Genomic DNA, 23,725 nt, shown 5'->3' with positions numbered 1-23,725 from the left:
GGGGCGTCGTGGACTTCTCGATCCCCGACGAGTTGCAGGCACTGCGCGACTCGTACGGCTCGTTCCTCGAGCGCGAGGTACGCCCGGTCGAGGATCGTTGGCGGCCACAGCTCGAACTCGGCGAGTGGACCGACGACATGCAGGCCGACGGGGTCGCGATCCGCAAGCGCTCGGCGCAGGAGGGCTTCTACGCCTGCTACCTCCCCGAGGACGTCGGAGGCCAGGGCGTCTCCACGCTGGGGACGACGCTGCTGGTCGAGGACACCGGCCGCAGCGGGATGCAGTTCGCGATGGCCGCGATGGGGCCGCCCAACCCCGCGGCTCCGTCGCCTGTGCTCCTGGACGCGCAGCCGCACGTCCGCGACCGCTACCTCCCGCCGCTCGTCGCCGGCGAAGAGACGATGTGCTTCGCCCTGACCGAGCCCGAGGCCGGCTCGGACGCGCAGGCGATCCGCACGCGGGCGGAGCAGCGCGGCGACACGTGGGTACTCAACGGCACCAAGCACTACATCACCGCGGCCGACGACGCGTCGCTCGCGCTCGTGTTCGCGGTCAACGATGCCGACAAGCGCGCCCACGGCGGCATCACCGCGTTCATCGTCCCCCGCGACCAGTACCGGGTGGTCCGCCAGCAGCTCACGGTCGCGGGCACCCACCCCTACGAGCTGGTCTTCGACGACGCCGAGGTGCCCGCCGACCACGTCGTCGGCGAGGTCGGCTTCGGCTTCTACACCGCCATGACCTTCCTCAACGCGGGGCGGGCCTACATCGGCGCGAACTGCCTCGGCATGGCGCAGTTCTGCCTCGACGTTGCGGTCGAGCACGCCCAGAGCCGCACCGTGTTCGGCAAGCCGCTCGCCCGCAACCAGGGCGTGTCGTTCCCCCTCGCCGACACCAAGGTCGAGATCGAGGCGGGGCGCTGGCTCACCTACAACCTGGCCTGGAAGGTCGACCAGGGCGACGCGCCGATGCTCGAGTCCAGCATCGTCAAGCTCTACGACACCGAGATGGCGTTCCGCGCCGCCGACCGCGCGATGCAGGTGCTCGGCGGCATGGGACTGATGCGCGAGGCCCCGATCGAGCGCGTGTGGCGCTACGTCCGCATGCTCCGCATCGTCGAGGGCGCCTCCGAGGTCCAGCGCCTCGTCATCTCCCGGTCCCTCGGCCTGTGAGGCAGACGCCTGCGCCCCGTCCATGTACCTGTTCCGGTGCCATCTGGCACCGAAGCGGGTACATCGACCCACGCCGTCCGTTCGGACGCGTCAGTGCTCGTCGTGGGGGTGGTCGTGGTGGCCCCGACCGGAGCCGCGATCAGCGGCCTGTCAACAGCCGGGCTCGCCGTGGTTACCGCAACAGTTGCTGCGTGTGCGCAGCTTGATGGCCTGGTTCTTGGCCGACAACCGGAGCTTGGTCGCGATCGACGCGTCGTAGGTGCGCCAGTTCGTGAACACGTCACGCATCGACGGGCGAGCCATGTCGGTCTCCTGGATCGGGCCGTCGCCAGCCTAGGAGACGGGCAGGGAAGAGCGCACAAGTAGGCTGGGCGACCATGACCGATCCGGACTCACCCCCCAGGCCGGCAACGCCGGCCCCTCCCCCCTCGACGAGGGGGGAGGCGATGACACCGGACCTGTCGCGGCTGCCCCAGCTGGGGATGCTGTTGGAGCGGCACGCGGCCGTCGCCCCGATCGAGCAGTACGGTCGGCGCGCCGTCACCGAGGCGCTGCGACGTGCGCTGGCGGAGGCGCGCGAGCGCGTCCGCAACGGCGGTCCGGTGCCGCGCCCCGACGAGCTGTTCGCCGTCGCCACCGAGGACCTCGCCGCGCGACGCCGTGGTCGGCTCACGCGCGTCGTCAACGCCACGGGGGTGGTGCTGCACACCAACCTCGGCCGCGCCCCGCTGTCCCTGGACGCGCGGCGGGCCGTCGAGGAGGCGGCGGGCTACACGACCCTGGAGTTCGAGCGCGACGAGGGAGCGCGCGGGTCGCGCACCCGGCACGTCGGTCGGCTCGCGGCGGAGGCGTGCGGGGCGGAGGCCGCGACGGTCGTCAACAACGGTGCGGCGGCGCTCGTGCTGGTCCTCGCCGCGCTGTCGGGAGGCCGCGAGACCATCGTGAGTCGCGGCGAGCTGATCGAGATCGGCGGCTCGTTCCGACTGCCCGACATCATGGCGGCGTCGGGAGCACGCCTGCACGAGGTCGGCACCACCAACCGCACGCGCCCCGGCGACTACGAGGCCGCGGCCAGCGACCGCACCGGACTGATCCTCAAGGTGCACCAGTCCAACTACCGCGTCGTGGGCTTCTCCGAGACCCCGAGCGTCGAGCAGCTCGCCCGCGTCGCCAAGGACGCCAGCGTTCCGCTCGCCTACGACATCGGCTCGGGTCTGCTGCACGACCACCGCGGCGTACTCGCCGGAGAGCCCTCCGTCGAGGCAGCGCTGGCGGAGGGAGCCGACCTCGTGATCTTCAGTGGCGACAAGCTGCTCGGTGGTCCGCAGGCGGGGATCATCGCGGGCCGGGACGACCTGATCCTGCGCTGCTCGCGACACCCGCTCGCGCGAGCGCTCCGCATCGACAAGCTCCAGCGAGCCGCACTCGAGGCGACCCTCGAATCGCATCTGCGCAACGACGTCCCGCTCGATCTGCCGACGTGGGCGATGCTCCACGCCGATCCCGAGACGCTCCACGCACGGGCCCGCACCGTCGCCGACGCGATCGGGACCGACGCCGACGCCCAGCCGAGCACCGCGCTGGTGGGAGGCGGTTCGATGCCTGGCGCCGATCTGTCGTCGTGGGCGGTCGCGTTGCGCGTGGCTGATGCCGACGGCTTCGCCGCTCGCCTTCGCAGCGGCGAGCCGCCGATCGTCGCCCGCGTGGAGGATGGGCTGGTGCTGCTCGACCTGCGCACGGTCGCCCCCAGCCAGGACGAGACCGTCGTGGCTGCGGTCCGGGCGGCGCTGGGGGTCGACTGACGGTGCGGGTCGTCGCGACCGCAGGGCACGTCGATCACGGCAAGTCGAGCCTGCTCCGCGCGCTCACCGGCATGGAGCCTGACCGCTGGGAGGAGGAGCGCCGCCGCGGCCTGACGATCGACCTCGGGTTCGTCTGGACCGACCTCGAGGTCGCGGGTCGCACGGTCACGGTCGCGTTCGTGGACGTCCCGGGCCACGAGCGGTTCGTGCCCAACATGCTCGCCGGGGCGGGCGCGGTCCGGCTCGCGCTGTTCGTCGTCGCCGCCGACGACGGCTGGTCGGAGCAGTCGCAGGAGCACCTCGACATCCTCGACCTGCTCGAGGTCGACGGGGCGGTCGCGGCGGTCACCAAGCTGCGGCTCGCTGGCGAGGATCGCGCGCTCGAGGTCGCGGCCGACGTCGAGGAGCGGCTGGCAGCGACCACGCTCCGTGGCGCACCGGTGCACCTCGTCGACTCCGTGACCGGAGACGGCCTCGACGAGCTCCGCGCCAGCCTGGCGTCGCGCCTCGCCGCCGCGCCCCGACCCCGCAACCAGAACCGACCGCGGCTGTGGGTCGACCGCACGTTCAGCATCAGCGGCGCCGGCACGATCGTGACCGGCACCCTGACCGGGGGGGTGCTCGCGGTCGGCGACGAGGTGACGCTGCTCCCCGAGGGCGGGACGACCCGCATCCGCGGTATGCAGTCGCTGGGCGAGCCCATCGAGCGCGCCGAGCCCGACAGCCGTGTCGCGCTCAACCTCGCCGGGGTGGCACGCGAGGACCTCGGACGAGGCCACGTCGTGGTCGCAGGCCCTGCTGACCGCTGGGTCGTCTCCAGCACCTTCGACGGGTGGGTCCGGGTGCTACCGGGACAGGAGGTCGGCAGGACGGGGGCGTGGCACGTCCACACCGGAGCGGCGGAGGTGACCGCGACGGTCCACCCACTGCTCGGCGAGGACCTCTCCGGCGGGAGCGAGGGGTACGTACGCCTCGACCTCGATCGCCCCGTGGTCATCGCGGCTGGCGACCGATTCGTGCTGCGTGATGCCGGCCGACGTGCGACGTGCGGCGGGGGGGAGGTGCTCGACCCGCTGCCGGACGGGCGCATCCGCGGTACCGACGCCCGGCTCGAGCGCGTCAGCGAACTCGAGGCCGTGCGCCACGCGCCGCGAGACGCACGGCTGCGTCCGCTGCTCCTGGCACACGGCGGGGCGTGGAGCCGTGGCGTCGCCCTCGCTGCCGCCGGTGTCGACGAGCCCTCACCGGGAGTCGAGACGGTCGGCTCCCACCTGGTCGAGCCGGGCCACCTCGCGGCGTGGGCGGGTGCAGTCGCGGCTGCCGCTTCGAGGCACCACGAGGCAGAGCCGACCAGTCCCGGCGTGGGACGGGGCGCGTTGACCGCCGCCGCGACCGCCGCTGGCTGCCCTCCGGAGGCGGCGGACCAGCTGATCGATCACCTCGCTCAGTCAGGCGACCTGCGCCGGTCAGGGTCGGCGTACGCGCTGGCCTCCTTCGCGCCTCGACGTGACGAGGCCCGCGAGCGACGACGGACCGAGCTGCTGCGACGCCTCGGGGAGGAACCGTTCGGCCCACCGGACCTCGCGGCGACCGCCCGGGAGCTCGGCATGAGCCACGAAGAGCTCACCGGGGTCGTGCACGATGGCGTGGTGGTCCGCTGTGGGCCGGTCGCGTTCACCCGCACCGCGGTGGACGATGCCGCGGCGCTCCTGCGTTCGCTGGCAGCGACCCAGGGACCGTTCACCGCCTCGGAGGCGCGGGAGGCGCTCGGCACGTCGAGGAAGTACGCCATCCCGCTGCTCGAGCACCTCGACGCAGCGGGCGTCACCGCGTTCGACGGCGCGACCCGCACGGTCCGTTGACCGCCCCTACGGTCGCGTCCCCCGTGTCAGAGACGGTGATGCCCGCGGCCCCCAGCGAGCCGCGGGCACCACCTGGCATGGACCGCGAGATCTGGGCTTGGTGGTCGAGTTGCTCAGGCGAAGATGAGGATCAGGATGATGATGAGCAGCAGGGTGCCGAGGCCGATGTACACGGTGTCCTCCTAGGTCGCGGTGTTCGCGCTCCGTTCGTGTCCTCAATCCTGCCGCAGGTCGCCGGGACGCGGCGGTGTTCGCCCTGACCGTGGGTGGGTGACCGCGACCGGGCCGGACCGACCGGCCGAGACTCGCTCGACCGAGTGGCCACCGTCGTTCGTCGTGCAACACGCCGCCCCCCGGTCGCGGCGAGGTTGACTAGCGTCGGCGATAGCACCACCTGAGTGCTCAAGTAGCGAAGCGATAGCACAACCTGATGGTGCGGCGGAGGCGCGGGAGGATCCGTGGGTCTGGGTGAGCGGCTCGAACGCTGGCCTGTCGTGCGACAGCTGCGCCACCGCGACCTGACCGCGCTGCTCGTGGACACCGCCGGCAGCGAACGTTCCGCCTCGCTGGCCCCGCGCAGCGACGAGGCCGACGGCGTCGCACGTTCGGTCTGTCCCTACTGCGCGGTCGGCTGCGGCCAGCTGCTGTACACCAAGGACGGCGAGCTCACCGACATCGAGGGCGACCCCGACTCGCCCGTCTCGCGCGGCAAGCTCTGCCCGAAGGGCGCGGCGACGCTCCAGCTCGTCACCGGCAGCCACCGGCCCCGCACCGTGCTCTACCGCCGCCCCGGCAGCGAGGACTGGGAGCCGGTCGACCTCGAGTGGGCCATGGACCGCGTCGCCGAACTGGTCAAGCAGACCCGCGACCGCACCTTCGAGGTCGAGCGCCCCGACGGCGTACGCGTCAACCGCACCCTGGGGTTCGCCCACCTCGGCGGCGCCACCTTGGACAACGAGGAGAACTACCTCATCAAGAAGCTGTTCACCGCGCTGGGCGCGATCCAGATCGAGAACCAGGCGCGGATCTGACACAGCTCCACGGTGCCCGGTCTGGGCACCTCCTTCGGCCGCGGCGGCGCGACCACCTTCCAGCAGGACCTGGCCAACAGCGACTGCGTCGTCATCCAGGGCTCTAACATGGCGGAGTGCCATCCGGTGGGGTTCCAGTGGGTGATGGAGGCCAAGCGCCGCGGAGCCACCGTGATCCACGTCGACCCGCGCTTCACGCGGACCTCTGCGGTCGCTGACATCCACGTCCCGCTGCGGGCCGGGACCGACATCGCGTTCCTCGGTGGCCTGATCAACCACGTGCTGACCGAGGAGCGGTACTTCCGCGACTACGTCGTGCACTACACCAACGCCGCGGTGGTGCTCCGGGAGGACTACGTCGACACCGAGGACCTCGACGGCGTCTTCAGCGGCTGGGATCCGGACGAGGGGCAGTACGACCCCAGCTCGTGGCAGTACCAGGGCACGGAGGTGGCCCCGTCGGCGGGCCAGCGCGAGATGTTCGCCTCGGGGGCGGAGGCACACCGCGGCAAGGACGTCACCCACGAGGAGACCGACCCGACGCTGCAGCACCCGCGCTGCGTGTTCCAGGTGCTGAAGCGGCACTTCGAGCGCTACACGCCCGACGTCGTGGCCGAGATCTGCGGCATCGACGAGGAGCTGTTCCTCCGCGTCGCCGCGTCGCTGTGTGACAACTCGGGGCGCGAGCGTACCTCGGCCTTCTGCTACGCGGTCGGGTGGACCCAACACACGGTGGGGGTGCAGTACATCCGCACCGCCTCGATCCTGCAGCTCCTGCTGGGCAACATCGGGCGTCCCGGCGGCGGCATCCTGGCGCTGCGCGGCCACGCCTCGATCCAGGGCTCCACCGACATCCCGACCCTCTACAACCTGTTGCCGGGCTACCTGCCGATGCCGCACGCCGACCACGACACCTCGCTGGACGACTACATCGCCTACAACGAGGCCGGCGCGGGCTGGTGGGCGAACTTCGGCAAGTACGCGGTGAGCCTGCTCAAGGCGTACTTCGGCGATCACGCCCAGCCCGACAACGACTTCGCGTACGAGTACCTGCCGCGCCAGTCCGGCGACCACAGCCACATGACGACGGTCGCGGCGATGGCCGACGGCGACGTCGAGGGCTACTTCATCATGGGCGAGAACCCCGTGGTCGGCTCGATGCACGGGGCGCTGCACCGTGCCGCGGCGCGCAACCTGAAGTGGTGCGTGGTGCGCGACTTCGCCCCGACCGAGTCCGCCGAGTTCTGGCGCACCGGCCCCGAGTTCGAGCGCGACGAGGTGTCCCCGGCCGACTGCGACACCGAGGTGTTCTTCTTCCCCGCGGCGAACCACACCGAGAAGGACGGCAGCTTCACCAACACCCAGCGGATGCTGCAGTGGCACCACAAGGCGGTCGAGCCACCCGGCCACGCCCGCAGCGAGCTGGGCTTCGTCTACCACCTGGGCCGGCGGCTCAAGGCCCTCTACGCCGACAGCCAGGACCCCCAGGACCGACCGATCCAGCACCTCACCTGGGACTACCCGACGCAGGGGCCGCACGACGAGCCCGTCGCCGAGGCGGTGCTGCGCGAGATCAACGGCTGGCGCTGGAGCGAGCGCTCGAGTCGCGGCGTCATCCACGATGACGACCTGGTGTCCTCGTTCACCGACCTGGCCGACGACGGGTCCACCGCCAGTGGCTGCTGGATCTACTCGGGGGCGTTCGCCGACGGCGTGAACCAGACCGACCGGCGCAAGCCGTGGTACGAGCAGAACTGGGTCGCCCCGGAGTGGGCCTGGGCCTGGCCCGACAACCGCCGGATCCTGTACAACCGCGCGTCCGCCGACCCCGACGGGCACCCGTGGTCGGAGCGCAAGCGCTACGTGTGGTGGGACGCCGACGAGGAGGAGTGGACCGGCTACGACAGCACCGACTTCATCCCCGGCCGCCCACCCGGGTACGAGCCGCCCGAGGATGCATCGGGCACCGATGCGCTCGCCGGTGACTCGCCCTTCATCATGCAGACCGACGGCAAGGGGTGGCTGTTCGTCCCGACCGGCCTGCTCGACGGGCCTCTGCCGACCCACTACGAGCCGCAGGAGTCGCCGGTCGAGAACCTGCTGTACGGCCAGCAGTGCAACCCGGCGCGGATGGAGTGGGCGCGCGCCGACAACCCGATGCACCGCGCCTACGACGACCCTCGGTACCCCTACGCGCTGACGACCTACCGACTCACCGAGCACCACACCGCCGGGGGGATGAGCCGCTGGGTCGGGTGGCTGAGCGAGCTGATGCCGGAACTGTTCTGCGAGGTCTCCCCCGAGCTCGCTCGTGAGCGCGGCCTGGAGAACGGCGGCTGGGCCACGGTCTCGACCGCGCGGGGCGAGATCGAGTGTCGCGTGCTGGTCACTCCACGGGTGCGGCCGCTGCGGGTCGGCAAAGGCCGCCGGCGCGTGGTGCACACCATCGGCCTGCCCTACCACTGGTCCTACCTCGGGCTCGTGACCGGCGACACCGTCAACGAGCTGATCGGGTTCGTGGCCGACCCCAACGTGTCCATCCAGGAGTCCAAGGCGCTCACCGCCGATATCCAGCCGGGGCGGCGCTCGCGCGGCCGGCGGGTCGTGACGTCGGGCCTGCTCGCCGACACCATCCCCGACGTGAGCCGCGACCTCCCCGGGCTCGAGCGGCCGCGTGGCCGTCACGGCGTGCGCGCGGGACAGACGCAACAGGACGAGGAGACCTGATGGCCACCTCACCCGAGACGTTGCCGGGCCCCGACGAGTCGCGCGAGCTGCGCACGTCCTCCGAGCTGGTCGGCGTCGACGCGTGGCAGCCCGGGCGGGGCACCGCGCACCCACCCGGGGCCTACGGCTTCTTCACCGACACGACCGTGTGCATCGGCTGCAAGGCGTGCGAGGTCGCGTGCAAGCAGTGGAACCAGCTCCCCGACGACGGCTTCCTGTTCACCGGCGAGAGCTACGACAACACCAGCGACCTCGGGGCGTCGACCTGGCGCCACGTCGCCTTCGTGGAGCGCGAGGGCCCCGTGGACCTGAGCTGGTTCGGCGAAGACGTCTCACCGGCTGTCGCTCAGACAGGTGAGGATCCGTTCCGGTGGCTGATGATGAGCGACGTGTGCAAGCACTGCACGCACGCGGGCTGCCTCGACGTGTGCCCGACCGGCTCGATCATCCGCACCGAGTACGACTCGGTGTTCGTCCAGCCCGACATCTGCAACGGCTGCGGCATGTGCGTGGTCGCTTGCCCGTTCGGCGTCATCGACCGCAACGAGGACGATGGCCGCGCGTTCAAGTGCACCCTCTGCTACGACCGCCTCCACGGCGGCCTCGAGCCGGCCTGCGCCAAGGCGTGCCCGACCGACTCGATCGTGTTCGGCGAGGTCGAGGATCTCGTCGAGCTGGCCCAGGAGCGCGTCGCGGTCCTGCACGAGCGGGGCGTGTCGAGCGCGTACCTGTACGGCGCGGACGAGGCGCAGCTGCCCGGGACCGGCCAGCTCAACGCCTTCTTCCTCCTCACCGACCGCCCCGAGGTCTACAACCTGCCGCCTGACCCGGTCGACCCGACGGAGTGGGTCGGCTCGAGCTGGCGCTCGGCGTTGGCGACCGGGGCCGCGATGGTCGCAGCGGTGATCGGAGCGGTCGTCAGCGTCGCGGCCGGACGGTCGGGGCGATGAGCGAGGAGACAGACGCGGCCGACGTTACGTACTACGACCGGCCGGTCATCAAGGAGCCGGTGTGGATCTGGTCGGTCCCGACCTACTTCCACGTCGGCGGGGTCACGGCGGGCGCGGCGATGCTCGGGGCGGTGGCGCAGCTCGCCGGCGGACTCGACGGTCTGGTGCGGTGGTCACGACGGACCGCGGCGGTCGGCTCGATGCTCGGCACGGTGCTGCTGATCGTCGACCTCGGCCGACCCGAGCGGTTCCTCAACATGCTGCGGGTGTTCCGTCCGACGTCGGCGATCTCGGTCGGGTCGTGGACGCTCGCCGCAACGGGTGGGACCACGACCGCGTCGGTGGTCCTTCCGGGAGCGCTCGGGAACGCCGCCGGTCTGGCGTCCGGCGCGCTCGCCCCGGTGCTGGGGACCTACACCGGGGTGCTGCTCGCGGACACGGCGGTCCCGGTGTGGCGGGCGACGCAGCGGTCGTTGCCGCTGCTGTTCGGGGCGTCCGCGCTCGCCGGGGCCACCTCGACGCTGGACCTGCTGCCGTTGTCGGAACAGGAGCACGAGGTCACCCATCGGCTCGGGGTCGCCGCGAAGGTCGCCGAGCTCGGGGCGACGGTCGCGGTCGAGCGCGACGCCGACGCGGTCGAGCAGGTCGGCCGCGCGCTGCACGAGGGTGTGGCCGGCGACCTGTGGGGCGCGGCGAAGATCCTGACCGCGCTCAGCCTGCTGGTGTCGTTGCTGCCTCTGCCGAAGGGGTGGCGGCGGAGGCTGTCGGGGGTCCTCGGGACGCTCGGTGGGCTGGCGCTGCGCTTCGGCCTGTTCCAGGCGGGGCGCGCATCGAGCCGCGACCCCCGCGCGACGTTCAGCCAGCAACGACGCGCGCGTGAGCAGCGTCCTCGCTCTCGAGCTGGCTAGCCCTCGAGCACCTCGAAGACGGCCTCGACCTCGACCGCGGCGTTCAGCGGCAGAGCCGCCATCCCGACCGCGGACCGGGCGTGCACGCCGTTGTCGCCGAGGACCTTCGCGATCAGCTCGCTGGCACCGTTGGCGACGACGTGCTGCTCGGTGAAGCCCGGGGCGCTGGCGACGAAGACGGTCAGCTTGACCGCACGGAGTCCACTGAGGCCGCCGGCGGCATCGGCGGCGACCGCGAGCACGTTGCGCGCACACAGCTCCGCGGCCTCCGCGCCCTCGTTGGTGGTGAGCTGATCGCCGACGAGACCGGAGTAGCGCACCGCCCCGCCCTCGACCGGCACCTGCCCGGCGGTGAAGATGATGTCGCCGATCCGCCGCCAGGGCACGTACGCCGCCGCTGGCTTGGGGGGCGGGGGCAGCTCGATGCCGAGCTCGGCGAGCCGGTCCTCGGGCGTATCGGTCACCTCAACCTCCCTCCCCGGTGCTGCCACCCTCCCGCGGCCGCTTGAAGTAGGCGACGTTGTCGATGACGGTGACCAGCTCCCAACCCTCGGAACCCCACTGGTTGAGGATCTGCTGGAGGGCGTGGCTCACCAACGGCACGGTCACGTACTCCCACACGGTCACGGCGCGGCCTCTCGGTCGTGGCGGGCGTTGCGTACCGGCTGACGCACCCCGCAGCGAACCGGCCATGGCGTGCAACCGCGGCGGCAGGGGCGCCGTGAGGCCGACCCGGGCGGCAGCGCCGCCCGGCCGGGCGGGATCAGCCGGCCTTGGAGTAACGCCCGCGGGCCTCGACCAGCAAGCGCCGTTCCATCTCGCCGAGCCCGCCCCAGACACCGAAGCCCTCCTCGAGCCGCACGGCGGACTCGCGGCACGGTTCGATGACCGGGCAGTTGGCACAGATGGCCTTCGCGGCCGCCTCACGGGCGAGGCGCTCACGCTTGGGCTCGAACCGGTTGGGTCCGAAGAACAGCGTCGGATCGACACCACGGCACGCGCCGGCCTGTTCCCACCCCTCTGTTTCGACGATGCGAGTGGCGATCGTCTCCCGCTCCCTCTCGTGCGGCATGGAACCTGCACCGTAGGGCTGCTCATGCCTGACGTAAAGACCCGGGCTGCTCGCTGTCGGCAAGCTCGGATTAGCTGTCAGCTAGCGGTGCGGCCACGCTCTGGTGCCGGTCCGCCGCGTAGCGGGACCTCAGGAGCCGCTCCGGGCTCAGGTGGATGTCGAACGATCCGCCACATCGCTGGGACCGGTCGCGGTCGCGACCCGGTCGACGAGCAGCACCGCCCCGTCGACCCCGACCACCTCGACGGTGGTGCCGACGGCGAGCCTGCCCTCGCCGGTCCAGCGCGAGCGCCACAGCGCGTGTTCGATGAAGACGTGACCCTCGGGGTTGAGCACGGATCGCACGACGCCGACCTTGCCGACGAGCGCCGCCACCGCCTCGCGGTCGGGACCCGCCTGCGCGCGTAGCACGATGGTCATGATCACCACGAAGAACACGACCGCGCTGACCGTCATGAGAGCGATGATCCAGCCCGCCATGCCCAGGTGGGGGGAGGGGAACAGGTTCATCGAACCGAGCACGATCGCGAGGGTGCCCGCGGCGGTGGGGATCCCGAGCCCGGCCACGGCGACGTCGATCGCCAGCAGCGCCAGCCCGACCACGATCAGCAGTGCTGCCCACCACGCGATCGGCAGGACGACCACGCCGTAGCCAGCGATCGGCAGCAGGACCGCCGCGGCGAACCCGGCGACGCCGAAGCCCGGCTGGAACAGTTCGAACAGCAGCAGGGCGACCCCGACCAGCAGGGTGAGGTACAGCAGCGTCGGTGTGCTCGAGGCGTGCAGGACCCGGCGGACCAGCCCGATGGTGGTGAAGCGCACGCCGACGTCGTCGTCGTTACCCAGCTCCAGCGTGCGCAGCGCCCCGTCCGTGGCCGTCACCTCGATGCCGTCGAGATCCACCAGGAGCGTCTCGACCCCGTCGGCGACGAGGTCGACCACGCCGGCCTCGAGCGCGTCCGTGGCGTCGAGTCGCGCGGTGGCGAGCAGCTCGGCGAGCTCGTCGGCGTCGACATCGACCCCAGCGGACGCGACCGCCGCCTCGAGCACCTCCCGCCCCTCACCGACGTCGTCGGCGAGGTCGACGGGCAGGGCCGGCCCGAGGGTGGCGTCCGGCGCCATGGCGGCGATGTCGGCAACCAGCAGCATCGACACACCCAGACCCTGTACCTCGGCCTGGACCAGGCCAGGACCGGCGTAGACCGCGACCGGGACGGTGGAACTGGCCAGCGCCCCGAGGACCTCGGCGTCATCGACGGCGAGCGCGCCGGGCGTGTCGATCTGGAGCACGACGAGGTCGACGCCGTCGTCCGCCGCGGTGTCGAGCACCGATCGGATCCCCGACACGACCGCGCGGTCGATGGCGCCGGTCAGCGGGAGCACGTCGACGCGGGTCGTGGGACGGTCGTCCTCCGTCGCTCGAGCCGTGGCCCCGGACGTCCACAGAAGCCCGAGCAGGCTGGCGAGCACGAGCGTGCACGCCAGCAGCAGTCGGATCCGCCTCGGAGGCAGGGAGAGGTGGGACATCGGGGCGCAGGCTACCCCGCCCCGAACCCCCGCCCCGCCCCCGCCTCCGACGCAACGAGCTCGTGAGCGCACTTCGTCGGCTCGAGCGGACGAAGTGACACCACGATCCCGGGGGGCGCGCCACGCGCCCCGCAGTAGCCTCGGGGCATGCCCACCCCGTCGTCACGCGCCGCCGCGCCGCCGCTGCCCGACAGCTTCGACGCGCTCTTCTCGTCGAATCTCCTCGTCGTCACTGGCAAGGGCGGCGTGGGCAAGACCACGGTCGCGGCGGCGCTGGCGCTCGCGGGCGTCGCCTCGGGGCGCCGCACGCTGCTGGCCGAAGTCGAGGGTAGGCAGGGCTTCAGCCGGACCTTCGGGACCCAGCCGTGGGACTTCGAGGAGCGCGAGTTCCGCCCCGGCCTGTGGGGCATCGCGATCGACCCGACCGAGTCGGTGCTGGAGTACCTGGAGCTGTTCTACGGGTTGAAGCGGGTCGGCTGGATGATGGAGCGCACGAACGCGCTCGACTTCGTCACGACCGCCGCGCCGGGACTGCGCGACCTGCTGCTCATCGGCAAGGTGTACGAGATCGAGGCACGTCGCCGCCCCGACGGCCGTCGCCAGTACGACCTCATCGTCCTCGACGCCCCACCGACCGGACGGATCGTGCCGTTCCTCGAGTCCCCGGAGGGCGTGACCGAGATCGTGCGGGTCGGGCCCATCAAGCGGCAGTCGGCTCAGATCGCCCAGATGCTGCACAACCCCCAGCGCACGCAGGCGATCCTGGTCACGCTGCTCGAGGAGATGCCGGTCACCGAGACAACCGAGGCGATCGAGGCGTTGCACGCGACCGACGTCGCCGTTGGACCCGTCATCGCCAACCAGGTTCGGCGGCCGCGGCTGGACGGACCCCAGTTCCGGTCGCTCGAGGAACTCGGTGTCACCGGCATCCAGCGACGGACCTCCGAGGTGGGCGCACCGCTCGATGGACCCACGGCCGCCGCCGTACTGGACCAGGTGGCCGCCCATCGCGCCCGCCTCGAGCTGCAGGACGGGCTCCGCGAGCAGCTCACGACGAGGACCGAGCGCCCTCTCATCGAGCTGCCCCTGCTCACCGGGGCAACCTTCGACCACCGGGACCTCGAGATCCTCGCTGACGTGATCGCACGGAACGTCGGGGAACCCGGACCGCGTGCCGACGAGGCGCTGGGCGGCGCCGCATGACGGATAGGACCTCACCCCCCAGGCCGGCAACGCCGGCCCCTCCCCCCTTGAGGGGGGAGGCATGACCCATCGGACCTCACCCCCCAGGCCGGCAACGCCGGCCCCTCCCCCCTCAAGGGGGGAGGCATGACAGAAGCGGCGCTGGACGAGGCGCGTGCCCGTCGGCTCGACGGCGACGTGACCGATGCCCACGTGCTCGTGACCACCGGCGCGGGCGGGGTGGGCAAGACCACGATCGCGGCCGCGATCGGGCTCGCAGGCGCTGCGGCGGGACGCCGGACCCTGGTGCTGACCATCGACCCCGCGAAGCGGCTCGCACAGTCGATGGGTCTGGAGCGGCTCGAGAGCACGCCCCGCCGTGTGGAGCTCCCCGCGAGGCTCGAAGGCCCCGGAGACGACGCGGGCCCCGGCGAGCTGTGGGCGATGATGCTCGACATGGGCTCGACCTTCGACGCCCTGGTCGAACGCCACGCGCGCGACCGTCGGCAGGCCGCCGCGATCAAGGCGAACCGGATCTACCGCACCCTGTCGTCCACCCTCAGCGGGACGCAGGAGTACATGGCGATGGAGATGCTGCACGACCTGCACGAGTCGGGCGAGTGGGATCTGCTGGTGATCGACACCCCTCCGACGCGCAACGCGCTCGACTTCCTCGACGCTCCGAAGCGCATGACCAGCTTCCTCGAGGGCCGACTGCTGCGCCTGCTCATGAAGCCGGGGATCGCCGCGGGCAAGGGCATCGGGCGCGTCGTGGGGTTCGGGGCGACGGCGTTCATGAAGGTCGCTGGCAAGGTGACGGGCATGGACCTGCTCGAGGACCTCGCCGACTTCTTCCGCAACTTCGAGGGTATGTACGAGGGCTTCAAGCAACGCGCCGACGAGGTCCTCGAGCTGCTGCGTGACCCCGGCTCGAGGTTCGTCGTCGTGACCTCGCCACAGCCGCCTCCGCTCCGCGAGGCGCGCTACTTCCTGGAACGGCTCGAGCAGGAGGGGTTGCACAGTGCCGGCCTGGTCGTGAACCGCATCCACCCGACGCTCGGCGGTCTACCGGACGACACGACGCTGGAGAAGGCGACCAACGCCCTCGGGCTCGACGATCCCGTCGCTGCGGCCCTCGACCTCGCGGCGGACATCCGCAGGCTTGCCGGACGCGAGCGGCGCGACGTCACCGCCGCCATGTTCGCCCTGTCGCCCCGCGCCATCATCGAGGTGCCGCTGCTGCGCTCGGACGTGCACGACCTCGACACCCTCGCCGCGATCGCCGCACGACTGACCACCCACGAGGCCGAGGTGCCGGTCGGCGAGGGCTCCCCCGGAGCCTGAACGCTCGGTGGACCTCGATGAGGCTAGGAGGGCTGTGCGTAACGTGGTGTGCGGCTGGACGAGGACAGATCGTCATCTGGCAAGGCGCGGCGAGCGACGCGTAGCAGCGCTACGCGAGCGAGTCCGCAACGCAGCCAGGGGCGATCTGGACCGTCCAGGCGTGCGCCACAGTTGCGCACAGCCCTCCTAGGACGCGACCGAGGTGACGTTGAGCCGGCGCGCCAGGGAACGGCGCTGACGCTCCGTCAACCCACCCCACACGCCGAACTCGATCTGCTCGTCCATCGCGTACTGCAGGCACTCCTCACGCACGCTGCAGTGCTGGCAGATGTTCTGCGCGCGTCGCGCCTTCGCTGCCCCCCGGACGAAGAAGATGTCCGTCTCGCGGTCGTGGCACCTGGCCTCGGACAGCCAATCCGTTCCCGCCACGTGTCTCCCGTTCCCCGGGTAGCGCCCCAACTTGCTGACGTCGCAGACCGTACGGGGGTGGCCCGGCCAGTTGGATAGCTCAGGGGAAGGGTCCGCTATGGGCGGTCCGGACTAGTCCGTCGGCCGAACGTCCGCTGCCGCGCCCGCAACGAGAGAGCAGGTCGGCAGGCCGGTATCCTCTGCGACCGCGCCTCCACCGCTCCGCCCCGCGCGTGGACGCTCGCTGGTACACCCTCCGCCGACACGCTGGATCCCGTGACTCCGACCGACGTGAGCCACCCCCGCCGTGCCCTCGTGGCACGGCTCGTGCTGCTGCTGTTCGTCGTGGGCGCGTCGGGAGCGCTGCTTGCCGGTCTCTTCCTGCCGACCGCGTTCGCCGTCACCGACGTGGTCGATTCGGTGCGGACCGAGGTGCTGTCCGTGCCTCCGCTGCCCGAGGAGTTCGAGGTACCGCCGGAGCGATCGATCGTGCTGGCCGCCGACGGGTCGGAGCTGGCCGAGATCTACTTCGAGGAGAACCGCGTCTCGGTATCCCTCGACGACGTACCCGCGCTCGTGCGCAACGCGGTCATCGCCACCGAGGATCTGGGGTTCTACGAGCACAACGGCATCAACCACACCGCCATCGTGCGTGCCGCCATCGCCAACGTCCGCGCAGGCGAGGTCGAGCAGGGCGGCTCGACGATCACCCAGCAGTACATCAAGACCGCAGCCGGGTTGGCGACCGACAAGAGCCTTGACCGCAAGATCAAGGAGGCGGTCTGGGCCGTCGAGCTGGAGCGACGCCTGTCCAAGGACGAGATCCTCGAGCGCTACCTCAACCGCACCTACTTCGGCTCCGGCGTCTACGGGATCGGCACCGCCGCCGAGTACTACTTCAGCCGTCCCCTGGGCGAGCTCAGTGTCGAGCAGGCGGCGATGCTGGCCGGCCTGATCCGCTCGCCCGAGCGGAACAACCCGCTCAAGAACGAGGCGAACGCGCTCGAGCGTCGCAACGTCGTGCTGGACCAGATGGCGACCGCGGGGTTCATCACGGCCGACGAGGCCGAAGCGGCGACGGCACGGCCGCTCGAACTCAAGATCAACGAGCTGGCCACCCCCGAGACGCCGTTCTGGATCGACTGGGTGACACGGCTGCTCATCAACGAGCCCACCGCGCAGGGTCTGGGATCGCAGATGAACGCGCTGCGAGCCGTGGGCGAGACGCCGGACGAGCGCATCGCGACCGTCTTCCAGGGCGGGATCCGCATCCACACGACCATCGACCCCGAGTTCCAGCTGCACGCCGAGGAGGCGCTCGCGGAGTTCCTCAACGATCCGCTGCGCGACCCGATGGGAGCCATCGTCTCGGTTGAGCCCGGCACCGGCGCGATCCGCACGATGGCCGTCGGCCCCAAGACGCACGGGGACTGCGGCGAGCCGGTCGAGGTCGACGAGACCGGCCGCGAGCTGTGCGACAAGACCAAGTTCAACCCGGCGGTGCCGGCGGACGCCGGCAGCGGGCGCCGTGGCCGGCAGCCGGGCTCGTCGTTCAAGCCCTACGTCATCGCCGCAGCGCTCGAGGCGGGTTACCCGCCGGGGTGGCAGATCGAGGCGACCGGGCCGCAGACGATCACCGATCCCACCTGCAGCACCAACAACAAACCGTGGACCGTCAACAACTCCGGCGGCAACGGCGTGCGCGACATGTACTCGGGCATCGCCGGCTCCAGCAACGTCTTCCACGCACGCCTGATCTCCGAGGTGGGGCCGGCGAAGGTCAAGGAGGTCGCCACGCGGCTCGGGATCCGCTCGACCGAGCTCAAAGAGGTGTGCGCCATGGCGTTGGGCTCGGAGGAGGTCTTCCCGGTCGAGCACGCCGCCGCGTTCGCGACGTTCGCCAACCGCGGCGTCTACTGCCCGCCGTTCGCGATCAGCCGCATCGAGGACCGCACGGGCAAGCTGCTCTTCGAGCACACGCCCGACTGTGAGCGCGTCATCGACGAGGGCATCGCCGATCGCGTCGTCGACATCATGAAGGGCCCGGTGCAGTCCGGCGGGACCGCCCCGGTGGCCAATCTCGGGAAGTGGGACACCCGGGGCAAGACCGGGACCACCGACGACAACGTCGACGCGTGGTTCGTCGGCTACGTCAAGCAGCTCGCCACGGCCGCGTGGATCGGCTACGAGAACGGTGTTGACCGCTACGCCACAGCCGAGCAGGCCGCCGCCGCGTGTCCCCACCAGCACGATGGTGGGGGTGGCGACGACCTCGAGGGCAACGTCTGCATCGTCACGCGCTACCTGCGCAACGTTACGATCGGCGGCCAGGCGTACTCCCGCGTCTTCGGCGGCACCATCCCCGCCCCGATGTGGAAGGCCTACATGGAGCGCGCGGTGGAGCGCTTCGAACCCGTGGGCTTCCCGCGCCCCGGCCCCCTCCCGGGAGCGACCGTCCCCGACCTCAGCGCGTTCATCGACCGATCCATCGACGAGACCCGCGGCGAGATGCAGAAGATCGTCGAGGGCGCCCGCCTCAACTTCGAGGTCGCGACCATCGAGCACTACGCCGCGCCGGGGACGGTCGTCGGCCAGGACCCGCCGCCCGGCACGGGGGTGCTCGCGGGTCGCGCGATCTTCGTGCACGTGAGCAACGGCGAGGGTCAGGCCCCGTTGGTGCCGGATGTCGTCGGCATGTCGCAGAAGAAGGCCACCGCGGTCCTCGAAGGGGCCGGCTACGAGGTCCGGGTGCTCGAGCGCGAGGTGGATGACGAGGACCAGAACGGCGTCGTCGTCGACCAGAACCCCAAGCCCGGACGCGAACTCGTTCCCGGAGACGGGGCGCAGGTCGCCATCCTCGTGGGCAAGTACGAGGAGCCCGAGCCCGAACCGTCACCGACCGAGACACCGTCGCCCGACGCGACCGAGTCGCCCAAGGGCGGCGGCGGGGGTGGTGGCGGCAACTCCAGCGGCGACGACGAGGAAGGCTGAGTGCGCTGGCTCCCGCGCTTGACGGCAGCGACGGTCGTCGCCGGTGGGGCCTGCATCGCCTACGGGGTGTTCATCGAGCGTCGCTGGTACCGCCTGCGTCGCATCCGCGTCCGCGACGCGCTGGCCGATCCGTCCCAGGGTCCGCTGCGGGTGCTGCACGTCTCGGATCTGCACCTCGATCCACCCCAGCGACCCCTGGAGCGGTTCGTACGCAGCCTCGCCGTCGAGCGCCCCGACCTCGTCATCTGCACCGGCGATGTCCTCGGGGCGGCCGGGGCGGAGGATGCGGCCACCGAGCTGCTGGCGGAGCTGACCACCGAGGACACGCCGGCGGTCATGGTGCTGGGATCCAACGACCTGTACGGACCCACGGCCAAGAGCTACCACCACTACCTCACCGATCCCGACCGGCGCATCCACGGCCGACGACTCGACACCGACCGGCTGGTCCGAGGGTTGGACAAGCACGGCTTCACCGTGCTCCGCGACGACACCGTGGTCGTCGAGACGCGTGCGGGGCGGGTCGCGGTCGGCGGGATCCACGACCCCCACCTCAAGTCCACCGTGCTGCCGCCCCGTTCTGCGATCGCCTGCGACGAACCCGACGTGGTCGCCCGCCTGGGCCTCGTGCACGCCCCGTACACCGCAGCGCTCGATCTGCTGGTCGAAGGCGGCTACGACGTGCTGTTCGCCGGCCACACCCACGGCGGTCAGGTGCGCTTCCCGCCGTTCGGGGCGGTCATCGGCAACTGCGACCTCCCGCTCGACCAGGTCCGCGGCCTGTCGCGGTGGCGCTCGGCGTGGCTGCACGTCTCGCCCGGGCTCGGCACCTCGCGCTACGCACCCTTCCGCTTCGCCTGCCGCCCCGAGGCCACCCTCCTCGAACTCACCTGACCGCCGCTCCGGGTCGACCTCCGGGCGGATACGGCTAACCCGACCCACAGCGGGGCGCGCGAGGGCGGCGAGGCGTTGGGTACCCTCGCGACCCGCTCCGAGCAACAGCGGGATGTAGCGCAGCTTGGTTAGCGCGCCACGTTCGGGACGTGGAGGTCGCCGGTTCGAATCCGGCCATCCCGACCACACGACGCCCCGCCGACGGCGGGGCGTCGTGTGACCCGGACGGTGGCACGTCCGGTGAAGAGTCAGCGGCGTCGCGGCCACGTAGGCTCGGGCTGTTGTCCTACCGCCCTCCGGGCTACGTGAGGACGTCCATGGCTGACCGGTCCACTCACGTGCACAGCCACGACGAGCGCACCCGCATCAAGCGGGGCGCCGCAGCGACGAGCATCGCGGTCAACATCGGCCTGTCCCTGCTCAAGGTCGTCGTCGGCGTGATCACGGGTTCGATCGCGCTGTGGGCCTCCGCCGCCGACTCGTTCCTCGACCTGACCGCCAGCCTGTTCGCGTACATCGGGGTCCGCATCGGATCGCGTCCCCCGGACGACACCCACGCCTACGGCCACGAGAAGTTCGAGAGCCTGTCGAGCCTGGTGCAGCTCGGCGCGCTGTTCCTCACGGTCGGGATCATCGCGGTCGAGGCGATCGAGCGCCTCGGAGGGACGAGCGCCGTCGACGTGCCGCTGCTCGGGGTCGCCGTGATCGTGTTCAGCCTCCTCGTCGACTGGTGGATCTCGCGCAAGCTCCTCCGCGCGGCCGCGGAGTCAGGAGGCAGCCAGGCGCTCGAGGCCGACGCGCTGCACTTCACCACCGACGTGTGGTCCAACATCGCGGTGCTCATCGGCCTGGTGGCAGCCGGTGCCGGTTGGCCCATCGCGGACCCGATCGCCGCCCTCGTCGTCGCGTTCTTCGTCGCCATCACCGCGATCGGACTGCTGCGGCGTACCGCTGGCGTGCTGACCGACAAGGCGCCGAACGAGGACATCGTGCGGCGGATCGCCGAGGTCATCCACTCGTTCCCCGAGGTGCACGAGCACCACACGCTGCGCGCACGGATGGTGGGGTCGCGGATCTTCCTCGACGTCTGCGTCGAACTCGACGCGGACCTCACCTTCGAGCGTGCCCACAACATCAGCCACGAGATGCAGGACTCCTTGCGGGTTGCGGTACCGGACATCGCCGATGCCGTGATCCACTTCGAACCCGCCGGCCACCCCGAGCACCAGGACGAGGACCACCACGCGCACGGCTTCGACGCCCTCAGCGTCGACGGGGACCGGTGACGTGGACATCGGCGAGTTCCAGCAGCTGATGGCGGCCACGTACGGCGAGCGCGACCGCGCACGCGGCCTCGACGCGACCTTCGGCTGGTTCGTCGAGGAGGTCGGCGAGCTGTCGCGGGCGCTACGGCGGGGCGGTGACGAGGACCGGCGCCGCGAGTTCGCTGACGTCCTGGCGTGGCTGGCGTCGCTGGCCGACCAGGCCGGGATCGACCTCGCGGCCGCCGCCGACCGCTACCGCCAGGGCTGCCCCAAGTGCGGCCAGCTGCCCTGTCGGTGCTGATGGGAGCCCTCGGGACGCGGACCGCCCTGTCGGGGCTCAAGACCCGCCCCGCGGCTGCCGAGGCCCCTTACTGTCAGTAGGAACTAGTCACTCTGGGCCATCCCCCATGGAACGAGCTCCATGCGGGCCGGGCGGCGCTCGGCCCGAGTCCGGAGCCGCGAGGTGTGAGATGAGCAGCACGACAACTTCGATCCCGCGCGTCTGGCGCGACGCAACCGGTCGGTCGCGCCTGCACGGGTGGCTGGCCGTGCGGGTCGCGATCGTGACCGCCGTCGCCTACGCAACGGGGTGGGGGCCCCTCGTGGGCGCCTTCGGGCACCTGCTCACCCTCGCCGACGGCCTCAGACGCGGTGGCGCGCGGACGATCCGCCCCGCCCTGGCCTGGTCCCTGGTCGCCACCACCGCGGCGCAGCTCGGCATCGTCCTCGGCATCGTCCCCAACTACGTACCCGACGCCTCGACGCACGGCGTTGCCCTCGTGGCTTCGGGGGCGCTGGTCGTGGTCGCCGAGCAGATCCGCATCATGATGCGCACCAAGGAGCTCGCCGAGGCCGAACTGCGTGCCAGCGAGGAGCGCTTCCGTGGCCTGGTCCAGTACAGCTCCGACGCCATCGTGGTCATCGGTGGTGACGCCCGCGTGAAGTACATGAGCCCGTCGGCGACCGGCGTCCTCGGCTACTCCGAGGAGGACATGCTCGGCCAGGAGTACCTCCAGCTGCTGCACCCCGAGGACCTACCGCGCGTGCTGGCGTTCGTGGAGCAGATGGCAGGCGAGGCCGGCGCGGTCGGCATGATCGAGAACCGCATCCGCCACAAGGACGGACGCTGGTTGCCGGTCGAGTCCAACTGCCACAACCTGCTGTTCGATCGCAACATCCGCGGCTTCGTGCTCAACACCCGCGACGTCAGCGACCGCAAGGTCCTCGAGGAGCGGCTGGAGTACCGCGCGTTCCACGACACCCTCACCGGCCTGCCGAACCGCGCCCTGTTCCGCGATCGCGTCGCCCACACCGTCGCGCGCGCGAGCCGCTCCAAGAACCCCTTCTCGGTGATGTTCCTCGACCTCGACGGCTTCAAGGTCGTCAACGACACCCTCGGCCACGCCGCCGGTGACGAGCTGCTGGTCGAGGTCGCCAAGGTCATCCAGGCCACGATCCGCGAGTCCGACACGCCCGCCCGGCTCGGCGGAGACGAGTTCGCGATCCTGCTCGAAGAGGTCCGCGACGACGCCAGCGCGGCCCGCGTCGCGACGCGTCTGCTCGAGGCGCTGCGCCGTCCGATCACGTTGCAGGGGAAGGAGGTCCGCATCGACGCCAGCATCGGCATCGCGTTCTCGCCCGAGGCCGCCGACGCCGAGGAGCTGCTGCGCAACGCCGACATCGCGATGTACATGGCGAAGCACACCGGCAAGGGCGACTACGAGATCTTCGAGCCGCAGATGCACGTCTCGGTCGTCCAGCGCTTGGAGCTCGAGGCCGACCTGCAGCACGCGGTCGAGGACGATCAGTTCGAGCTGTTCTACCAGCCCATCGTGGTGCTCGAGACGGCCAAGGTCGTCGGTGTCGAGGCGCTGATCCGCTGGCACCACCCCGAGCGCGGAATGGTGCCGCCCGGCGAGTTCATCCCCGTCGCCGAGGAGAGCGGCCTCATCATCCCGCTGAGCCGGTGGGTCTTCGAGCAGGCCACGAGCCAGCTGAAGGCGTGGCAGGAGGCGTTCCCGTCACACCCACCGCTGTACATCTCGGTCAACGTCTCAGCGCGCCACGTTGCCGCCGGGTGCCTGGTCGAGGACGTGAGCGCCGCGCTCGACGCTGCCGGGCTGCCCGCGGAGAGCCTCACGCTCGAGATCACCGAGGGCGCGTTGCTCCAGGACACCCAGGCTACGATGGAGGTGTTCACGCAGCTGCGTCAGCTCGGGGTGCGCATCGCGATCGACGACTTCGGCACCGGCTACTCGTCGCTCAGCTACCTGCAGAACTTCCCCATAGACGTGCTGAAGATCGACCGCTCGTTCATCGACGGCATGAGCAAGGGCACCCAGAGCCCGGCCCTCGTCCGCGCGATCATCGAGCTCGGTCGTTCGCTCCACCTGGAGACCGTCGCCGAGGGCATCGAGCACAACGAGCAGCTCAGCCGCTTCCGTGAGCTGCGCTGCCAGCTCGGCCAGGGCTACCTGTTCGCGCGCCCCGCCGACCAGGCCACCATCGGGGCGCTGCTGGCGAAGACCGCCGACCCGGTCGGCGCGGCGAGCAAGGTCGACGCCTCCTGACCGCCAGTGGGAGCAGTTCA

The 23,725-nt window shown here is 71.1% G+C and carries 19 protein-coding genes and 1 tRNA gene; 14 read left to right on the top strand and 6 right to left on the bottom strand.

Going from position 1 to position 23,725, the window contains the following annotated elements; genetic code table 11:
* The first annotated feature begins 8 nt into the window (after positions 1–8).
* Entirely contained in the window at positions 9–1,172 is a 1,164-nt protein-coding gene (locus KY469_16185) for an acyl-CoA/acyl-ACP dehydrogenase (protein ID MBW3664639.1), read from the top strand.
* A gap of 150 nt (positions 1,173–1,322) precedes the next feature.
* On the opposite strand, the gene KY469_16180 is transcribed toward KY469_16185, so the two are convergent.
* Positions 1,323–1,475 (bottom strand): hypothetical protein, encoded by a 153-nt coding sequence (locus KY469_16180; GenBank protein ID MBW3664638.1) that lies wholly within the window; start codon positions 1,473–1,475, stop codon positions 1,323–1,325.
* 143 nt (positions 1,476–1,618) lie between these two features.
* Between KY469_16180 and selA the strand changes: the two genes are divergently transcribed.
* The 5 genes from selA (at position 1,619) to nrfD (ending at position 10,452) form a co-directional block, all read left to right on the top strand.
* Positions 1,619–2,974: an L-seryl-tRNA(Sec) selenium transferase gene (gene selA, locus KY469_16175; GenBank protein MBW3664637.1), complete on the top strand. Its 1,356-nt coding sequence runs from the start codon at positions 1,619–1,621 to the stop codon at positions 2,972–2,974.
* Between the two features lie 2 nt (positions 2,975–2,976).
* Positions 2,977–4,836: a selenocysteine-specific translation elongation factor gene (selB, locus tag KY469_16170; protein ID MBW3664636.1), complete on the top strand. Its 1,860-nt coding sequence runs from the start codon at positions 2,977–2,979 to the stop codon at positions 4,834–4,836.
* 458 nt (positions 4,837–5,294) lie between these two features.
* Positions 5,295–8,594, top strand: a complete 3,300-nt coding sequence (fdnG, locus tag KY469_16165) for a formate dehydrogenase-N subunit alpha (GenBank protein MBW3664635.1) — start codon at positions 5,295–5,297, stop codon at positions 8,592–8,594.
* Positions 8,594–9,544: a 4Fe-4S dicluster domain-containing protein gene (locus KY469_16160; protein ID MBW3664634.1), complete on the top strand. Its 951-nt coding sequence runs from the start codon at positions 8,594–8,596 to the stop codon at positions 9,542–9,544. Before fdnG ends, KY469_16160 begins: the two co-directional genes overlap by 1 nt.
* Positions 9,541–10,452 (top strand): polysulfide reductase NrfD, encoded by a 912-nt coding sequence (gene nrfD / locus KY469_16155; protein MBW3664633.1) that lies wholly within the window; start codon positions 9,541–9,543, stop codon positions 10,450–10,452. Before KY469_16160 ends, nrfD begins: the two co-directional genes overlap by 4 nt.
* Here the strand turns inward: nrfD and KY469_16150 are convergent.
* From KY469_16150 to KY469_16135, 4 genes are all read right to left on the bottom strand, one after another.
* Positions 10,449–10,916 carry a RidA family protein gene (locus tag KY469_16150; protein MBW3664632.1) on the bottom strand — a complete coding sequence of 156 codons (468 nt, stop codon included), beginning with the start codon at positions 10,914–10,916 and terminating at the stop codon, positions 10,449–10,451. The two genes, nrfD and KY469_16150, sit on opposite strands and share 4 nt — an antisense overlap.
* A gap of 1 nt (position 10,917) precedes the next feature.
* Positions 10,918–11,079, bottom strand: a complete 162-nt coding sequence (locus tag KY469_16145; protein ID MBW3664631.1) for a DUF4177 domain-containing protein — start codon at positions 11,077–11,079, stop codon at positions 10,918–10,920.
* Positions 11,080–11,215: 136 nt separating this feature from the next.
* Positions 11,216–11,524 (bottom strand): WhiB family transcriptional regulator, encoded by a 309-nt coding sequence (locus KY469_16140; GenBank protein ID MBW3664630.1) that lies wholly within the window; start codon positions 11,522–11,524, stop codon positions 11,216–11,218.
* 147 nt (positions 11,525–11,671) lie between these two features.
* Positions 11,672–13,051 carry a hypothetical protein gene (locus KY469_16135; GenBank protein ID MBW3664629.1) on the bottom strand — a complete coding sequence of 460 codons (1,380 nt, stop codon included), beginning with the start codon at positions 13,049–13,051 and terminating at the stop codon, positions 11,672–11,674.
* A 147-nt stretch (positions 13,052–13,198) separates the two neighbouring features.
* On the opposite strand from KY469_16135, the gene KY469_16130 reads away from it, so the two are divergent.
* Positions 13,199–14,254: an ATPase gene (locus KY469_16130; GenBank protein MBW3664628.1), complete on the top strand. Its 1,056-nt coding sequence runs from the start codon at positions 13,199–13,201 to the stop codon at positions 14,252–14,254.
* Between the two features lie 126 nt (positions 14,255–14,380).
* Positions 14,381–15,577: an AAA family ATPase gene (locus tag KY469_16125; protein ID MBW3664627.1), complete on the top strand. Its 1,197-nt coding sequence runs from the start codon at positions 14,381–14,383 to the stop codon at positions 15,575–15,577.
* A gap of 186 nt (positions 15,578–15,763) precedes the next feature.
* On the opposite strand, the gene KY469_16120 is transcribed toward KY469_16125, so the two are convergent.
* A complete protein-coding gene (locus KY469_16120) occupies positions 15,764–16,006 on the bottom strand; it encodes a WhiB family transcriptional regulator (GenBank protein MBW3664626.1) in 243 nt (80 codons plus the stop codon).
* Between the two features lie 255 nt (positions 16,007–16,261).
* Here KY469_16120 and KY469_16115 point away from each other — a divergent pair, with 255 nt between their 5' ends.
* The 6 genes from KY469_16115 (at position 16,262) to KY469_16090 (ending at position 23,705) form a co-directional block, all read left to right on the top strand.
* Positions 16,262–18,976, top strand: a complete 2,715-nt coding sequence (locus tag KY469_16115; protein ID MBW3664625.1) for a transglycosylase domain-containing protein — start codon at positions 16,262–16,264, stop codon at positions 18,974–18,976.
* On the top strand, positions 18,977–19,870 hold the full coding sequence (locus KY469_16110) for a metallophosphoesterase (GenBank protein ID MBW3664624.1): 894 nt from the start codon (positions 18,977–18,979) through the stop codon (positions 19,868–19,870).
* A gap of 108 nt (positions 19,871–19,978) precedes the next feature.
* Positions 19,979–20,056: transfer RNA gene (locus KY469_16105), tRNA-Pro, on the top strand.
* Between the two features lie 131 nt (positions 20,057–20,187).
* Positions 20,188–21,156, top strand: a complete 969-nt coding sequence (locus KY469_16100) for a cation diffusion facilitator family transporter (protein MBW3664623.1) — start codon at positions 20,188–20,190, stop codon at positions 21,154–21,156.
* 1 nt (position 21,157) lies between these two features.
* A complete protein-coding gene (locus KY469_16095) occupies positions 21,158–21,436 on the top strand; it encodes a pyrophosphohydrolase (protein MBW3664622.1) in 279 nt (92 codons plus the stop codon).
* 169 nt (positions 21,437–21,605) lie between these two features.
* On the top strand, positions 21,606–23,705 hold the full coding sequence (locus tag KY469_16090; protein ID MBW3664621.1) for an EAL domain-containing protein: 2,100 nt from the start codon (positions 21,606–21,608) through the stop codon (positions 23,703–23,705).
* Positions 23,706–23,725: the final 20 nt, after the last annotated feature.

The organism is Actinomycetota bacterium (genome assembly GCA_019347575.1).
Classification (GTDB): Bacteria; Actinomycetota; Nitriliruptoria; order Nitriliruptorales; family Nitriliruptoraceae; genus JAHWKY01.
This window is presented reverse-complemented; position numbering and strand designations above follow the sequence as displayed.

Bases quoted from the DNA above. Each gene is read 5' to 3' on its own strand.
- selA (MBW3664637.1), top strand. From the start codon at position 1,619: ATGACACCGGACCTGTCGCGGCTGCCCCAGCTGGGGATGCTGTTGGAG.
- KY469_16090 (MBW3664621.1), top strand. From the start codon at position 21,606: ATGAGCAGCACGACAACTTCGATCCCGCGCGTCTGGCGCGACGCAACC.
- KY469_16130 (MBW3664628.1), top strand. From the start codon at position 13,199: ATGCCCACCCCGTCGTCACGCGCCGCCGCGCCGCCGCTGCCCGACAGC.
- KY469_16125 (MBW3664627.1), top strand. From the start codon at position 14,381: ATGACAGAAGCGGCGCTGGACGAGGCGCGTGCCCGTCGGCTCGACGGC.
- KY469_16100 (MBW3664623.1), top strand. From the start codon at position 20,188: ATGGCTGACCGGTCCACTCACGTGCACAGCCACGACGAGCGCACCCGC.
- KY469_16135 (MBW3664629.1), bottom strand. From the start codon at position 13,051: ATGTCCCACCTCTCCCTGCCTCCGAGGCGGATCCGACTGCTGCTGGCG.
- KY469_16180 (MBW3664638.1), bottom strand. From the start codon at position 1,475: ATGGCTCGCCCGTCGATGCGTGACGTGTTCACGAACTGGCGCACCTAC.
- KY469_16160 (MBW3664634.1), top strand. From the start codon at position 8,594: ATGGCCACCTCACCCGAGACGTTGCCGGGCCCCGACGAGTCGCGCGAG.
- nrfD (MBW3664633.1), top strand. From the start codon at position 9,541: ATGAGCGAGGAGACAGACGCGGCCGACGTTACGTACTACGACCGGCCG.
- KY469_16140 (MBW3664630.1), bottom strand. From the start codon at position 11,524: ATGCCGCACGAGAGGGAGCGGGAGACGATCGCCACTCGCATCGTCGAA.